The sequence below is a fragment of the Rhizobium sp. NFR03 genome (assembly GCF_900111275.1).
In the GTDB taxonomy this organism is placed as follows: domain Bacteria; phylum Pseudomonadota; class Alphaproteobacteria; order Rhizobiales; family Rhizobiaceae; genus Ferranicluibacter.
This window is the reverse complement of sequence record NZ_FOGR01000003.1, coordinates 273809-289622: the sequence shown is the minus strand read 5'-3', so window position 1 is coordinate 289622 and position 15814 is coordinate 273809. Positions and strand designations below refer to the sequence as shown.

Sequence of the window (15814 nt, the reverse complement as noted above, 5' to 3'; positions counted from 1 at the left end):
GGCAGCGCGTTTGAAAGGCAGGAGCGCCACGACCAAAAGGGTCAGGTAGCGCTCCGCCGTAGCATTACTCCGCAGGCTGGGCGAGGTAGTTTTCCAGCCAGTGGATGTCATAGTCGCCGTTTGCGATGTCCTGATTATTGATCAGGTCCTGAAACAGCGGCAGCGTTGTCTTGATCCCGTCGATGACGAACTCGTCGAGAACACGGCGGAGGCGCATCATGCATTCGACGCGGGTGCGTCCATGCACGATCAGCTTGCCGATCAGGCTGTCGTAGTAAGGCGGGATCCGGTAGCCCTGATAGGCGCCGGAATCGACGCGCACGCCGAGACCGCCAGGTGCGTGGAAGTGTGTGATCGTGCCGGGCGAGGGCACGAAGGTCCGTGGGTCCTCGGCATTGATCCGGCACTCGATGGCGTGGCCCTGGAAGACGATTTCGTCCTGTGTGACGGACAGGCCAGCGCCGGAGGCGACGCGGATCTGCTCGTGGACGAGGTCGATGCCGGTAATGGCTTCGGTGATCGGATGCTCCACCTGAAGGCGCGTGTTCATCTCGATGAAATAGAACTCGCCGTTCTCGTAGAGAAACTCCACCGTGCCGGCACCGCGATATTTCAGCTTGCGCATGGCATCGGCGCAGATCTCGCCGATCTTCATGCGCTGCTCGACATTGAGCGCCGGTGAGTTGGCTTCTTCCCACACCTTCTGGTGACGCCGCTGCAACGAGCAATCGCGTTCGCCGAGATGGATGGCATTGCCCTCGCCATCGCCGACGACCTGAATTTCGATGTGGCGCGGCTTGCCGAGGTATTTTTCCATATAGACGGCATCGTTGCCGAAGGCGGCTGCGGCTTCGGAGCGGGCCGTTGAAACGGCTTCCTCGACTTCGTCCTCGTTGCGCGCGACCTTCATGCCGCGACCACCGCCGCCGGCTGTCGCCTTGATCAGCACAGGGAAGCCGATCTCGCGGGCGATCTCAAGGGCGTTTTCGGGACGAACTTCACCGGTCGAACCGGGTACGACCGGAATACCGAGCGCCTTGGCGGTTTCCTTGGCCGTGATCTTGTCGCCCATGATGCGGATGTGGTCGGCGGTTGGGCCGATGAAGGTGATGCCATGCGCATCGAGGATATCCGCGAACTTCGCATTCTCCGACAGGAAGCCGTAGCCGGGGTGTACGGCATCGGCGCCTGTGATCTCGCAGGCCGCGACGATCTGATGGATGTTCAGGTAGCTGTCGCGCGACGGCGGCGGGCCGATACAGACGCTTTCATCCGCCAGGCGCACATGCATGGCGTCGGCGTCGGCCGTGGAGTGCACGGCAACGGTTGCGATGCCGAGTTCCTTGCAGGCCCGCAGGACCCGAAGCGCGATTTCGCCGCGATTGGCGATGAGAACCTTGGAGATGAGGGGCATGGGCTTACTCGATGACCACGAGCGCTTCGCCGTACTCGACCGGTGCGCCATCTTCCACGAGGATCTCGACGACCTTGCCGGCACGTGGCGCCGGTATCTGGTTCATCGTCTTCATGGCTTCGATGATGAGGATCGTCTGGCCTTCCTTCACCGTGGCGCCAACCTCGACGAACGGACGCGAGCCGGGAGCAGGCGAGAGATACGCCGTGCCGACCATCGGAGCCGTCAGTGCATTCTTCGAATTCCGGGCTGCGGCATCCGATGCGGCAGCAGCGGCCGCGACAGCCACGGGAGCGGCGACCGGAACCGGTGCGGAGACATATTGCGGCGTGCCGGCGCGCGAGACGCGGATGCGCAGGTCTTCCTGCTCGATCTCGATCTCGGTCAGGTCGGTCTCGTTCAGGATATTGGCGAGATCGCGGATCAGTGCCTGATCGATGCCGGTCTTCTTGTCAGCCATGAGAGCCTCTTGTTCTTTTTATTTCGATGTTTGAAGGAGGGTATTTAGTGCATTGAGCGCAAGAATGTAACTCTGCGCTCCAAAGCCGCAAATCACGCCTTTCGCTGCTGGGGCAAGCATGGATTTGTGGCGAAATTCCTCGCGCGCGTGAACATTCGAGAGATGAAGTTCGACGACCGGGATGCCGATGGCGCGTGTGGCGTCGTGCAAGGCAACCGATGTATGGGTGTAGGCGCCGGCGTTCACTGCAATGCCGACAGCACTCTCGCTGGCCTCGTGAAACCAATCGACCAGTACGCCTTCATGATTGGTCTGGCGGAAATCGATGGTCAGGCCGAGCTTTTCGCCCTCGGCGACGCACATCGCCTCGATGTCGGCGAGGGTCTGGCCGCCATAGATGCCCGGCTCGCGCTTGCCCAGCATGTTGAGGTTCGGGCCGTTCAGGACGAAAATCGTTGGCATTTGGTGAGCATCCTCTCGTCGTGCCGACAGCTATAGACGGTTGGACCGTTTAAAAAAAGCCTTTTGCGCCCGTCGCATTGTTGCGAGCCGTTCGCCAAGGCCTTGTCCACAAGGCATGTCGGCTCGGGGGTCAGCAGGCTGTCTTGCCGCAGGTACGCATGTTGGCGATCTTGAAAGCCAGTTCGTCGGCACCCACCGCACCGAAGACGGCCTCGTTGCCGATGATGTAGGACGGCGTGCCGGTGACGCCGAGCGCGTTGGCGAGCGTGTAGGATTCCCGAACCTCGTCGTCATGGCTCGGATCGACCATTTTGGCGCGGATATCCGCTTCCTTCACGCCCAGACGGGTCGCAACGGCCATCGCGGTCTCTTCTGTCGCCCGGTCTTCGCCGCCAAGAAGCGCACGGTGGAAGTCGCCGTATTTTTCAGGCGCGAGCTTCCGGAATGCCGAACTGACGCGATGCGCGTCCAGCGATTCCTGTCCGAGGATCGGGAGCTCTTTCAGCACGAAGCGGACGTTCTTGTCGGCTTCGATGATCGCCTCCATGTCCGGCAGGGCGCGTTTGCAGTAGCCGCAGTTGTAGTCGTAGAACTCGACCACAGTCACGTCGCCCTTGGGATTGCCGAGCGACACATCGTATTTCGAGTTGAAGATCGTTTCCTTGTTGGCGCTGATCGCCGATTCGGCAACCTGCTGCTGCGTCGCAGCCTGCTTTGCCTTCAGCGCTTCCTGAACCTCCAGCATGACCTCCGGATTGGCGATCAGATATTCGCGGATGAAGGCGCCGAATTCGGCTTTCTGACTATCATCCAGCGCCAGAGCCGGGGTGGTGGAGAGGAGCAGGAGCGATGCGGCGAACAGTCTGCGTACGGGGAAGGTCATGCGGTCCTCGCTGAGATGGCGCTGCCGACGCGGAGAAACGCCGGCGTACGATCTCGGTGCGATAGCACATGCAAAGGCATGGGGAAAACAAAACGTCGCGAGCAGTGGTCTTGTCACCGTCGGGTCTTGTGAAGCCCGGCGGCTTGGGGCAATCCATGGCGACCCGCGGGTCATCGATATCATCGATCTTCCGATCCACCTTGCGAAACGAGGATGCCGACATGACCACGCTCTCCCACCGCAGTGCCGTGGAACCCTTCCATGCGATGGACGTGCTGGCGGAAGCGACGCGGCGTCGGGATGCCGGCTTTCCGGTCATCTCCATGGCCGTGGGGCAGCCGAGCCATCCCGCGCCGAAGGCTGCGCTCGATGCCGCCCGCAGCGCACTGGAACACGGACGGCTCGGTTACACGGATGCACTGGGCACGCTTTCGCTCCGCAAGGCGATATCGGATCATTACCAGAGGCATTACGGCATCTCCGTCGATCCCAGGCGCATTGCCGTCACGACGGGGTCATCGGCGGGTTTCAACCTCGCCTTTCTGGCACTGTTCGATCCGGGCGACCGGGTCGCGATCGCGCGGCCGGGCTATCCTGCTTATCGGAACATCCTTGCAGCGCTGGGGCTCAAGGTCGTCGAGGTCGATGCGGACGCATCGAACGGTTTCACGCTGACGCCCGAGGGGCTTGCAGATGCCGAGACGCGCGAGGGCGGACCGATCCGCGGCGTGCTGCTGGCCAGCCCGGCGAACCCGACGGGAACGGTGACGGGGCGGGCCCAACTTCAGGCGCTCGCCGATCACTGTGCCGACAGGGACATCGCCTTCATATCGGACGAGATCTATCATGGACTGACGTTCGTCGGAGAGGAAACCACGGCGCTGGCCGTGACCGACGCCGCTGTGGTCATCAATTCCTTCTCGAAATATTATTGCATGACCGGATGGCGGATCGGCTGGATGGTGCTGCCGGAAGACAAGGTCCGCGGCTTCGAGCGGATCGCGCAGAGCCTCTATATCTCGCCGCCAGAACTCTCGCAGATCGCGGCGGAAGCTGCGCTGGGGGCATCGGCCGAACTTGAGGTCTATAAGAAAAGCTATGCCGTCAACCGCGCGCTTCTTCTCAAGCGCCTGCCGGAACTCGGCTTCACCATCGCCTCGCCGATGGATGGCGCTTTTTACGCCTATGTCGATGCCAGCCGCTTCACCAATGACAGCATGGCCTTTGCCCACCGTATGCTTGCAGAGATCAACGTGGCGGCAACGCCAGGCCGGGATTTCGATCCGGTCGAGGGCCACCGCGCCTTGCGATTCTCCTATGCAGGCGCGCCTGATGACATCGAGACAGCCGTCGAACGAATGGCAGGCTGGCTGAAAACATAGCGGAAGCAGTGGCTTGAAGGATGTGGCCGAATCAGATCGGCAGCTTGTTGAATCGAAATCTGAGGTTCACAGCGGGGCCTTGCCATAATTCTCTGTTGAGGAGGATGCCAGATCTTCCTGTTCACCAACGAAAAAGGCCAGCCGGAGCGATCCGGCTGGCCTTTTTGTTCATTCAGATATCAGCGGCCTAAAGGAAGCCGCGCTTCTGCCACCAGCCGCCCTTCTTGGGCTTCGGTTCTTCGGTCGCCTCATCGCTGGATGCCGCCGAGGAACGAACCAGCGGTTCGCTGGCAATCGTCTCGATATTGCGATTGTTGCGTGCCGGCTTGTCATCCGAAGTTTCGGACGGCGCGTCGGCAGGGCTTTCGTCTGCCGTCTCGACGGCCACATGAGCCTCGTCGCTTTCGCCGAGAGAGGCGGACGCCTCTTCTGTGCGGGCTTCCTCGGAGGAGGGAGCCGTTTCCCTGGCAACAGCGTCCGGAGTGGCTTCGACAGCAGCCTGAGCCGCTTCGTCCGTCGAACCCTCGTCAGCGTCTGCCACCGGCTGGGCAGCGACATCCGTTACCAGATCCTGCGGCGAACGACGGCGACGGCTCCGCTTGCGCGCAACCGGCGCTTCACCACGATCGTCGGTTTCGGCAACAGCGTCGTCGGCCAGCCCGTCTGCTTCCGCAGCAATCGCCTGATCCTCTACGGCATCCTCTTCCGAGTCCCCGGCGTCATCGACGACATCGGCAAGCGAGAGGGCGTCGGTGCTGGCGCCAGCATCACCGGCATCCGCGGTCGATGCCTCATCAGAACCGGCTTCGATCTCGCCATCCTTGTTGCGGCGACCACCGCGCTTGCCGCGACGGCGGCGCTTGCGCTTCTGCCGGTCTTCGCTGCTGACGCCGTCTGTCTGATCCGCGGAGACGGCATCATCTGCTTCGTCCTCGTCATCACCCTCGTCAGCGTCTTCATCCGAAGCGATATCGGAGCCGGCTACGTCGGCGGATGCCTCGGCATCGCCATCACGGCCGCCACGGCGACGACGACGACGCTTGCGCTTGCGACCATTCTGGTCGTCACCATTGTCGCGCTCTGCGCGCTCGGGACGCTCTGCCTTTTCGGGCTTCGCCTCGACCAGCAGTTCCTCGTCGTCCTCGATCTCGTCCTCGATGACGATATCGTCATCCTCGTCCTCGACCGGGGCTTCGAACTGAAGGAGCTGCTCGATCTTGACCGGGTTCTCCACGGCTTCGCCGCGATCGATCGCAAAGTGCAGTGCGCCGACATGCGCGTCCGCTTCCACGACGATGGCGACGCCGAATCGGGCTTCGTAATCGGTGATCGTGGAGCGTTTGTAGTTGAGCAGGTAGAGCGCGATCTCCGGCGTGGCGCGCACGGTGATGTCATGCGTCGTGTTCTTGAGGAGATATTCCTCGACGCCACGCAGGACATGCAGAGCGATCGACGACTGCGACCGCACATGACCCGTGCCGGCGCAATGCGGGCAGACCTGCGTGGTCGACTCGAGCACCGAAGCGCGAATGCGCTGGCGCGACATTTCCAGAAGGCCGAAATGCGAGATGCGGCCGACCTGAATGCGAGCGCGATCGTTCTTCAGATGGTCCTTCAGACGCTTCTCGACGGCGCGATTGTTGCGCTTTTCTTCCATGTCGATGAAGTCGACGACGACGAGACCGGCAAGGTCGCGCAGGCGAAGCTGGCGGGCAACCTCTTCGGCGGCTTCCAGGTTCGTCTGGAGCGCCGTGTCCTCGATCGAATGCTCACGGGTCGACCGGCCCGAGTTGACGTCGATGGCGACCAGCGCTTCCGTCTGGTTGATGATGATGTAGCCACCGGACTTCAACGTCACCTGCGGCTGCAGCATGCGGTCGAGCTGTGCTTCGATACCGGAGCGCGAGAAGATCGGATGCACGTCGCGATAAGGCTGAACCACCTTGGCGTGGCTCGGCATCAGCATCTTCATGAAGGCCTTCGCTTCGCGATAGCCTTCTTCGCCGGAAACGACGATCTCGCTGATATCCTTGTTGTAAAGATCGCGGATCGACCGCTTGATCAGCGAGCCCTCTTCATAGACGAGGCAAGGCGCCGTTGAGGCCAGCGTCAGCGTGCGCACGTTTTCCCAGAGGCGCATCAGATATTCGAAGTCGCGCTTGACCTCGACCTTGGTGCGGTTTGCGCCGGCCGTGCGCAGGATGACGCCCATGCCCTGGGGAACGTCGAGCGCGCGGGCGATTTCCTTCAGGCGCTTGCGGTCCGGCAGGTTGGTGATCTTGCGGGAAATCCCGCCGCCACGCGCCGTGTTCGGCATCAGCACCGAATAGCGGCCGGCCAGCGAGAGATAGGTCGTGAGCGCCGCGCCCTTGTTGCCGCGTTCTTCCTTAGCCACCTGCACGAGCAGGATCTGACGGCGCTTGATGACTTCCTGGATGCGATACTGCTTGCGGGGACGGCGTTCCTTCCGGTCCGGCACTTCTTCCATCGCGTCTTCGGCGCCAACCGATTCGATGACTTCCTTTTCCTCGTGATGACCGTCGTCATCGTCGTCGTCATGGCCACGGCGGCGGCTCGGCGCTTCGGAAATCGTGTCGGCATCGACCATTGCGGCCATCTCGCCGTTCGGGCCGCGGCCTTCGTCGGTTTCGTCCGCGTTTGCGCTGTCGTCATCAACGCCATCAGCGCCCGAAACGTCTCCGGCAGCAGCTTCCGCCTCGGCGGCCTCCGCAGCAATCGCCTTCTTGGAGCGGCGTGCGCGCTTCGGCTTCGCCTTGGGAGCCTCTTCCACGGCAGCCGGTTCGGCAGCGATCGTTTCCACGGGACCTTCGCTCGGCACAACGCCTTCGACGGCATCGGCGGCAGCGCCATCAGCGACGTCGGACACGACGAAGTCGGCAGCAGCCGTCTCTGCAACATCAACGTCTGCAGGCGTCTCTACGTCGGAAGGTGCGGCATCCAGTTCGGCAGAAGGCAACGCCTCTTCTGCGTCATCCGCAACCTCGCCTTCGGATGCGTCGTCGTCGGAGTCGAGGTCCGTGCCAGTCTCGACATGCTCGATATCGTCATCGCGACGGGCTTCTTCGGCCTCTGCGCGCAGCAGCGCCTGACGGTCGGCCAGCGGGATCTGGTAATAATCGGGGTGAATTTCGGCGAAGGCCAGAAAGCCGTGGCGATTGCCGCCGTAATCGACGAACGCGGCCTGAAGCGAGGGTTCGACGCGCGTTACCTTCGCCAGGTAGATGTTTCCGCGGATCTGTTTCTTGTGTTCCGACTCGAAGTCGAATTCTTCTATGCGGTTGCCACGTACGACAACGACCCGCGTCTCCTCAGCGTGAGACGCGTCGATAAGCATTTTCTCTGCCATGTAGGTTGTGCTCCTCGGCGTGAGCGTGACAGGGCAGGAAAAGGACGTCCCGGAGGCGGTTCCCCACGCAGGTCACGGCGGTCGCCGGATAGATAAATTCCCGATGGATACCAGCCATGGGCAAGCAGCCGGACGGCAGAGGCAAGCGTTCCGTTTCCGGTGCTTTCCGCTTCTGACCGAGCCTGCTGCGTCAACATGAGATACCAAACAAGGAATGCCAAAGTCATAGGCCTTTTGGCCCGATGAGTGTGCCCTTTGCGGGGCGTGGTGTCAGACACCGTATCTTCCGGCCACCGCCGGATTGTTCTCGATTCGGAATGCGGTGAAAAGCGAAGCGACGGCGGATGAAACACGCTTGCTGCGAGGACATGACGGCCGGAAGCGCGTAGTCCGCTTTCCGATCATGCTCTGGCGCCAGGATTTTGCCCTTGGCTGCCCGGTCGTGGAATCTATCCCGTCAACACTTTTTACCTCTGCTACGTTTATGGTTTTCATGTCACAATGGCAAGAGAAAAGCCCTTGCGCCTTAATATTGATGGAATTGCTTGTCTCGTTTTGGCGCAGCGATGTCGTGCCGGTCGAGAGACGCCGCGTTGGCCATACCCGCCGGTAAGATTTGATTAACCTCACTGCGGCAAGGATGCGGATCGAACGCATTGTAAGGCGGCGTAGCGAAGTGTTTGTCAGCCGTTGGCACACGTCGGGTTTGTCGCGAGGAGAAAATGTTGCAGCGAAAGACGGGGCAGGGGGCGAGCGGACAGTGCGCGGCAGGGCGAGCCCCGGCTGGCAGACGACCGCATTCTCACATCGCGTCCTCGTTCCTCGCGCTGGTTTCCAGCTTTGTCTTCATATGGGGAACGGCCGGTGCTGTTCAGGCAGAGCCGGTCGGCGGGCAGGGTCCGCTGCTGGCTTACGGCATGCGCATTGCCGGTGACGATGCCCGCACGCGTGTCGTCGTCGATTTCGACCGGAAGCCCGACATCTTCGTCCACTATGTCGATAATCCGCCGCGCGTCATCGTCGATCTCCCTGAAACGTCGTTTGGCGTGAAACCGGAAGACGCACAGGCGAGGGGCCTTTTCAAGGACATCCGCTTCGGTGCCATGGGCGCAAGCAGCGCCCGCATCGTGCTCACCGCGACGAAACCCGTCGAGATCACCGTTGCAGACGTGAAGACCGACGATGGCGGCAAGAGCTTTCGCCTCGTGCTGGATGCCGAGCGCGTCGATAAGAAGCGCTTTGCCGGACTTCTGACCGAGCAGACCTGGACAGGCAGCGTTGCGTTGACCAAGGCGGGGAGAGTCGATGAACCCGCACCGGCCTCCACCGACTTCATCATCGCGGTCGATGCAGGCCATGGCGGTATCGATACCGGCGCGATCGGCGTCGACACCAAGATGGAAGAAAAGGCCGTTACGCTCGCATTCGCGAGGGAACTGGCGGACACACTGAACCGCGAACCGGGAATCAAGGCGGTGCTGACGCGCGACGAGGATGAGTTCCTGTCGCTTTCGGAGCGCGTGCTCATCGCCCGCCAGAAGCAGGCGAAACTGTTCATTTCACTGCATGCGGACACGCTGAAGCAGCACGATATCCGCGGAGCGACCGTTTATACGATATCGGACAAGGCCTCCGACCATCTGGCGGCCAGCCTCGCCGAGCGCGAGAATCTCTCGGACCAGCTTGCGGGTGTGCCGCTGGCCGACGAGCCGGCCGAGGTGGCGGATATTCTCATCGACCTGACGCGACGCGAGACCCAGGCCTTTTCGGTCAATCTCGCACGGTCCATCATCGCGTCCTTCGAGGGGCAGATCAACCTGATCAACAATCCCCACCGTTTTGCCGGCTTTCAGGTGCTGCGTGCTGCGGATGTGCCGTCGATCCTGCTTGAACTCGGCTTCATGTCCAACAAGGAGGATGAGAAGCTGCTGGTCGATCCGGCATGGCGCAAGAAGGTCTCTGAGCGTATCGCCGCAGCTGTCAAGCGCTACCGCGGCGGCGCCGTTGCGGATGGCGGCTAACCGAGCCGGACAGAGGTCGGGCATCTCCAAGGCGGATGCGTCAATCAAGCTCAGGCGGAAGCCACATATCAAAAACCCTTAAAATTAAGGATCACGTGAAGTATTTCGTGTCGCCCGGGCCACAGGCGCGGTGGCTTCCGCACGTTGACGGGGTTAAACTCTACCAGAAGCCCTATTTTCCTCACATTCCCGTCGCTATCCCCTAGACTGAAAATGACCGTTTGGGAATCGCTGGAGGGCTCGTGTTGCCCCGTCAGGAGAGCCGAACGGATGTATCGCGGGCGACACGGATATGGTGTCGTTCCGGTTCGAGCATTTCCGGCAAACCATGCTACGACAGGTGCGGGTAGGCTGGAATTCTACGGTGATGAACATCGCAGCGCGCGACGCCGTGGGTGACGACATGCTGAAAGATGCGGCGGGATCGCAGCCTTTCATTTGATAGCGACGACGAAGGGACCGGTAGCCAACCGATGATCAGACTGATTGGATACTTCTTCGGCGCCGGCGCCTTTCTCGTCCTCATCGCGGCGGCGGCAGCGGCACTGTATCTCGGCAACCTCAACAAGGACCTGCCGGATTACGAGGTGCTGGCCAGCTATGCGCCGCCCGTCACCACACGCGTCCATGCAGGCAACGGCGAACTGATGGCCGAGTATGCCCGCGAGCGTCGTCTTTACCTGCCGATCCAGGCCATTCCGGATCGCGTCAAGGCGGCGTTCATCTCGGCTGAAGACAAGAACTTCTACCAGCATCCCGGCGTCGATCTGATGGGTCTCGGCCGCGCGATCCTCGTCAACGTGCAGAACATGGGCTCCGGGCGCCGCCCCGTAGGGGCTTCGACCATCACACAGCAGGTGGCCAAGAACTTCCTTCTCTCAGCCGACCAGACGATCGATCGCAAGATCAAGGAAGCGATCCTCTCCTTCCGCATCGAGCAGGCCTATTCGAAGGACCGTATTCTCGAACTTTATCTCAACGAGATTTTCTTCGGCCTGAACTCCTACGGTATCGCTGGCGCTGCGCTGACCTATTTCGACAAGTCGGTGACGGAACTGACGATCGCCGAAACGGCGTATCTCGCAGCCCTGCCGAAGGGGCCGTCGAACTATCACCCCTTCCGTCATGAAGCCGCAGCCCTCGAGCGCCGTAACTGGGTCATCGACCGCATGGTCGAGAACGGCTACGTGACACGGGCGGATGGCGATGAGGCGAAGACCCAGCCATTGGGCGTTTCCGTGCGTCGCGGCGGCTCGCATCTCTTTGCGTCCGATTATTTCGCCGAGGAAGTCCGTCGCCAGATCATCCAGCGCTACGGCGACAACGCATTGTATGAAGGCGGTCTCTCGGTCCGCACATCGCTCGATCCGAAAATCCAGGTTGAGGCTCGCAAGGCCCTTCACGATGGTCTCGTGAATTACGACGAGCGCCGTGGTTTCCATGGTCCACTGAAAAGCATCGAAATCGGTGGCGATTGGGGTGTTGCGCTCGGTAAGCTCGACGCGCTCTCCGACGTGCCGGAGTGGAAGCTTGCCGTTGTGCTCGCCGTGGACGAAAAGGGTGCCGAGATCGGCATCCAGCCTTCCAAGGACGGCGCCGGCAAGGTTGGTCCGGACCGCGTCACGGGCCATATCTCGGCGAAGAACATGCAGTGGGCCTACCGCTCATCGGCGGGCAACCGCCGCACGGCGCGCTCGCCGGAAGGGGTCGTCGGTCCGGGCGACGTCGTTTATGTCGAGCCTCTGGAAACCGATGGCGAATATCGTCTGCGCCAACCGCCCAAGGTTCAAGGCGGTCTCGTTGCCATGGACCCCCAGACCGGTCGCGTGCTCGCCATGGTGGGCGGCTTCTCCTACGGGCAGTCCGAATTCAACCGCGCGACGCAGGCCATGCGTCAGCCGGGTTCGTCCTTCAAGCCTTTCGTCTATGCAGCCGCGCTCGATAATGGCTATACTCCGGCCTCCGTTATTCTCGACGCGCCATTCGAACTGGTAACCGGTGGTCAGGTCTGGCGCCCGGAAAACTATGGCGGCGGTTCGGCCGGCCCATCGACGCTGCGTCTGGGCATCGAAAAGTCGCGCAACCTGATGACCGTGCGGTTGGCCAATGACATGGGCATGAACCTCGTTGCGGAATATGCCGAACGCTTCGGCATCTACGACAAGATGCTGCCCGTGCTCGCCATGTCGCTCGGCTCCGGCGAAACGACCGTCATGCGCATGGTTTCGGCCTATTCGGTCATCGCCAATGGCGGCAAGCAGATCAAGCCGTCGCTGATCGACCGGATCCAGGACCGCTACGGCAAGACGATCTTCCGTCACGAAGAGCGGACCTGCGAGACCTGTAACGCCCCCGACTGGCAGGAACAGGACGAGCCGACGCTGACGGACAACCGCGAGCAGGTGCTCGACCCGATGACCGCCTACCAGATCACCTCGATGATGGAAGGCGTCGTGCAGCGGGGAACCGCAGCCGGCAAAGTCACACTCGATCGTCCGGTGGCCGGCAAGACCGGCACGACCAACGACGAGAAGGACGCATGGTTCGTTGGTTATACCCCGGACCTCGTCGCCGGCCTTTATCTCGGCTTCGACAATCCGGCACCGCTTGGGCGCGGCGGCACCGGCGGCAGCCTCGCGGCGCCCGTGTTCAACGAATTCATGCAGGCAGCCCTTGCCGGCACCCGCCCGACCAAGTTCATTCCGCCGGCAGGCATGAGCCTCGTGCCCGTCAACCGCAAGACAGGCATGGCAGCGGCCGAGGGTGATCCGGACACGATCATCGAGGCATTCAAGCCGGGCACGGGGCCTGCGGCCACCTTCTCGGTCATCGGCGGTGCCGACGCCTATGTGCCGCCGGAAGAGATCCTGCGCACATCACCGCAGGCCAATCAGGCCGTCAATTCGGGCTCCAACGGCCTCTTCTAGCCAATGCTCGTTCGCGATACGCCCGCTGCCTTTACATCGGCGGCGGGCGTCGCTATTTCACGGGCACATCATCCGTACGATTAAGAAAAGAGACAATGCGCAACGAAATCGAGAACATCGTCGACGAAATCAAGCAGGCCGTAAGCCTGCTGAGGAGGCATCTTTGACTGGGATCAGGCGGTAAGACGACTGGACTGGTTAAATAACAAGGCCGAAGATCCCACCCTGTGGAACGATGCGGCAGAAGCCCAGAAGCTGATGCGCGAGCGCCAGAGCCTTGATGAGGGCATCAACAGCGTGCGCTCCTTCGAGCAGCAACTGAAGGACTGCATCGAACTGATCGAACTCGGCGAGGAAGAGGGTGATGCCGATATCATCCGCGATGCCGAAGACACGCTGAAGGGCCTGCGCACCGAGGCAGCGCGACGTCAGGTGGAAGCCATGCTTTCGGGGGAAGCCGACAGCAACGACACCTACCTTGAAGTGCATTCTGGTGCCGGCGGCACGGAGAGCCAGGACTGGGCGAACATGCTGCTGCGCATGTACACGCGCTGGGCGGAGCGTCAGGGCTACAAGGTCGAACTCATGGAAATCCATGACGGTGAAGAAGCGGGCATCAAGTCCGCGACGCTTCTCGTCAAGGGCCACAACGCCTATGGATGGATGAAGACGGAGTCGGGCGTTCACCGCCTCGTGCGCATTTCGCCCTACGACAGCAACGCCCGCCGCCACACGTCGTTCTCCTCAGTCTGGGTGTACCCAGTGGTGGATGATTCGATCCAGATCGACATCAACGAGAGCGATTGCCGCATCGACACCTACAGGTCGTCGGGTGCCGGTGGGCAGCACGTCAACACGACCGACTCGGCCGTCCGTATCACCCACATGCCGTCAGGTATTGTCGTTCAGTGCCAGCAGGAGCGCTCGCAGCACAAGAACAAGGCCAAGGCCTGGGACATGCTGCGCGCCCGGCTCTACGAGTCGGAACTGAAGAAGCGCGAGGAAGCTGCCAACGCGGAAGCGGCCTCTAAGACCGAGATCGGCTGGGGTCACCAGATCCGCTCCTATGTCCTCCAGCCATATCAGCTGGTGAAAGACCTTCGGACCGGCGTGGAGAGCACGGCACCGTCTGACGTGCTCGATGGGGAGCTGAACGACTTCATGGAAGCAGCGCTCGCACACCGCGTGAATGGTGGCGCCGACGCTGCTGTCGATGATCTGAACTGATCAGGGTGGCCGCGTATTAGCGCGGCCGCCACCTAGAGTATGTCCGGTGAACACGGGTTCACCGGACATACTCTATCCTCTTGTTTTTTCCGCATTGTCCGACGCCGAAGCGATCCCGCTTCGGCTGGAAATGCTTTATCCGCAGCGTGCTACATGCTGACTATCCTGATTCCCGTTCAGTTCGATTCGCGCTCGATGCGGATGTCGCCAAGCTCGTCGATCAGGACCGTCCAGGTCTCGATATCGGTAGCGGCGGGGTCCGTGCGCAGATAGACGGTCGCGAACAGTCCCGGCTGCTGTGTCACGCCGTCGGATGACTCCGGCCGGATATCGGTCACGAACGCCTTCATCTTGGAAAATTCGTCTAGCTCTGCGGAAGACACGATTTTCGGTCCGGCCGGATCGAGCGCGATCTGTTGCAGCACGATATGCGCCGTACCGTCGGGCTGGCGAAGGGCGATCAGCTTGTAGTAGCCCTTCTGCCCTGTGCCTTCCGGTGTCGCCGCGGTCGCTGGTTTTGCTTGGGGGTCGAGAACCGCGGACGGATCTCCACTGTCCTCCCAGAAGCCGGAGCTTGTCACGAAGGTAATGTTCGCAGGCAGCACGTCCTCCGCCTGAACGGTCATCGGACAGGCCGCCGCAGCTGCCGCGATCAGGGCGATCCCATATATGCGCATCATCAGACGACCTCGTCCCGCCGGCGATTCCATTCGGTTGCGTAAGCCTGCCATAGAATTTATCTCGAATCGAATCAGTTGGAGAACTGCTCCGCGAGAATGCGGTCCGACCAGGAGTAATCCGGGTCCGAGAGGATCCGGGCCGTCATCTCCTCGGATTCTGCAATGCGCACGGAGACGACAGACTTCACTTCGACATGGTCAGCCACCGCATTGACGGGTCGCTTGTCGGTTTCAAGGATTTCGATCTCTACCGTAACCTTATTCGGCAACAGTGCGCCGCGCCAGCGGCGAGGTCGAAACGGACTGACAGGCGTTAGTGCCAGAAGCGGCGCTTCCAGCGGCAGGATAGGGCCGTGGGCGGAGAGATTGTATGCGGTCGATCCGGCAGGGGTGGAAAGAAGAATGCCGTCGCAGATCAGTTCTTCCAGTCGCACGCGACCATCAACCGTGATCTTCAATTTGGCGGCCTGATAGGACTGACGGAAAAGGTAGACCTCGTTGATCGCAAGCGCACTGAACGTTCGACCCTCGCTATCGCGCGTTTGCATTTCCAACGGCCGGAACGCGTTTTCGACAGCATTTTCCAGCCGCTCGCGAAGGTTCTCTGTGCTGTAGCGATTCATCAGGAAGCCGACCGAGCCGCGGTTCATACCGTAGACCAGCTTGCCGGTATTCATCGTCTGGTGAAGTGTCTGCAGCATGAACCCGTCGCCGCCGAGCGCGACGATCACGTCGGCCGCTTCCAGATCGGCATTGCCATAGATGGCTGTCAGTTCCGCTGCCGCTTTCTGCGCTTCCTCCGCTTGCGATGGTGCAAAGGCGATCGTCTCGAAGGTGCGTAGCATGAGGTGCCTTGCCATTGCCTAGACAAGCCGCCCAGAGGCAGCCGGGGCCGATGTCGGCCGAGCGCCATCATGCATAAAATTCTTCAGTATGAAAGGGATAGCAAAAAGAAAGGCATTGGTGGACAAACCAGCTTCGGACCCGAAAG

11 protein-coding genes are annotated in these 15814 nt (G+C 61.3%); 4 read left to right on the top strand and 7 right to left on the bottom strand.

Annotation, left to right across the window (positions count from 1 at the left end; all coding sequences use genetic code 11):
- Positions 1-64: 64 nt before the first annotated feature.
- The 4 genes from accC to BSG19_RS11120 all read right to left on the bottom strand — a co-directional run bounded on the left by accC (position 65) and on the right by BSG19_RS11120 (position 3219).
- Positions 65-1414 (bottom strand): acetyl-CoA carboxylase biotin carboxylase subunit, encoded by a 1350-nt coding sequence (accC, locus tag BSG19_RS11135; RefSeq protein WP_092987825.1) that lies wholly within the window; start codon positions 1412-1414, stop codon positions 65-67.
- A 4-nt stretch (positions 1415-1418) separates the two neighbouring features.
- The gene (gene accB / locus BSG19_RS11130) at positions 1419-1874 is read right to left on the bottom strand and encodes an acetyl-CoA carboxylase biotin carboxyl carrier protein (RefSeq protein WP_092987823.1); all 456 of its coding nucleotides are present in this window, start codon (positions 1872-1874) and stop codon (positions 1419-1421) included.
- 18 nt (positions 1875-1892) lie between these two features.
- A complete protein-coding gene (gene aroQ / locus BSG19_RS11125; protein WP_092987821.1) occupies positions 1893-2336 on the bottom strand; it encodes a type II 3-dehydroquinate dehydratase in 444 nt (147 codons plus the stop codon).
- Between the two features lie 130 nt (positions 2337-2466).
- On the bottom strand, positions 2467-3219 hold the full coding sequence (locus tag BSG19_RS11120; protein ID WP_092987819.1) for a DsbA family protein: 753 nt from the start codon (positions 3217-3219) through the stop codon (positions 2467-2469).
- A gap of 221 nt (positions 3220-3440) precedes the next feature.
- Between BSG19_RS11120 and BSG19_RS11115 the strand changes: the two genes are divergently transcribed.
- On the top strand, positions 3441-4601 hold the full coding sequence (locus BSG19_RS11115; protein WP_092987817.1) for a pyridoxal phosphate-dependent aminotransferase: 1161 nt from the start codon (positions 3441-3443) through the stop codon (positions 4599-4601).
- 187 nt (positions 4602-4788) lie between these two features.
- On the opposite strand, the gene BSG19_RS11110 is transcribed toward BSG19_RS11115, so the two are convergent.
- Positions 4789-7968: a ribonuclease E/G gene (locus BSG19_RS11110; protein ID WP_170865930.1), complete on the bottom strand. Its 3180-nt coding sequence runs from the start codon at positions 7966-7968 to the stop codon at positions 4789-4791.
- Between the two features lie 722 nt (positions 7969-8690).
- On the opposite strand from BSG19_RS11110, the gene BSG19_RS11105 reads away from it, so the two are divergent.
- The 3 genes from BSG19_RS11105 to prfB all read left to right on the top strand — a co-directional run bounded on the left by BSG19_RS11105 (position 8691) and on the right by prfB (position 14143).
- Entirely contained in the window at positions 8691-9989 is a 1299-nt protein-coding gene (locus BSG19_RS11105) for an N-acetylmuramoyl-L-alanine amidase (protein ID WP_092987816.1), read from the top strand.
- Between the two features lie 473 nt (positions 9990-10462).
- On the top strand, positions 10463-12916 hold the full coding sequence (locus BSG19_RS11100) for a penicillin-binding protein 1A (protein WP_092987814.1): 2454 nt from the start codon (positions 10463-10465) through the stop codon (positions 12914-12916).
- Positions 12917-13011: 95 nt separating this feature from the next.
- Positions 13012-14143 (top strand): peptide chain release factor 2 gene (gene prfB / locus BSG19_RS11095; protein WP_170865929.1). Its coding sequence is split into 2 segments (ribosomal slippage): positions 13012-13080 and positions 13082-14143, totalling 1131 coding nucleotides; the frame shifts between segments, so codons are not numbered across the junction.
- Positions 14144-14319: 176 nt separating this feature from the next.
- Here prfB and BSG19_RS11090 read toward each other — a convergent pair.
- Both BSG19_RS11090 and BSG19_RS11085 read right to left on the bottom strand, forming a co-directional pair.
- A complete protein-coding gene (locus BSG19_RS11090) occupies positions 14320-14769 on the bottom strand; it encodes a hypothetical protein (RefSeq protein ID WP_244529235.1) in 450 nt (149 codons plus the stop codon).
- 125 nt (positions 14770-14894) lie between these two features.
- Positions 14895-15668, bottom strand: coding sequence for an NAD kinase (locus tag BSG19_RS11085; RefSeq protein ID WP_092987808.1), 774 nt, complete (start codon positions 15666-15668; stop codon positions 14895-14897).
- Positions 15669-15814 lie beyond the last annotated feature (146 nt).

Coding starts and splice junctions, on each gene's coding strand:
- BSG19_RS11085 (WP_092987808.1), bottom strand. CDS start 15,668: ATGCTACGCACCTTCGAGACGATCGCCTTTGCACCATCGCAAGCGGAG.
- BSG19_RS11110 (WP_170865930.1), bottom strand. CDS start 7,968: ATGGCAGAGAAAATGCTTATCGACGCGTCTCACGCTGAGGAGACGCGG.
- accB (WP_092987823.1), bottom strand. CDS start 1,874: ATGGCTGACAAGAAGACCGGCATCGATCAGGCACTGATCCGCGATCTC.
- BSG19_RS11115 (WP_092987817.1), top strand. CDS start 3,441: ATGACCACGCTCTCCCACCGCAGTGCCGTGGAACCCTTCCATGCGATG.
- accC (WP_092987825.1), bottom strand. CDS start 1,414: ATGCCCCTCATCTCCAAGGTTCTCATCGCCAATCGCGGCGAAATCGCG.
- BSG19_RS11090 (WP_244529235.1), bottom strand. CDS start 14,769: ATGACCGTTCAGGCGGAGGACGTGCTGCCTGCGAACATTACCTTCGTG.
- BSG19_RS11100 (WP_092987814.1), top strand. CDS start 10,463: ATGATCAGACTGATTGGATACTTCTTCGGCGCCGGCGCCTTTCTCGTC.
- BSG19_RS11120 (WP_092987819.1), bottom strand. CDS start 3,219: ATGACCTTCCCCGTACGCAGACTGTTCGCCGCATCGCTCCTGCTCCTC.
- BSG19_RS11105 (WP_092987816.1), top strand. CDS start 8,691: ATGTTGCAGCGAAAGACGGGGCAGGGGGCGAGCGGACAGTGCGCGGCA.
- aroQ (WP_092987821.1), bottom strand. CDS start 2,336: ATGCCAACGATTTTCGTCCTGAACGGCCCGAACCTCAACATGCTGGGC.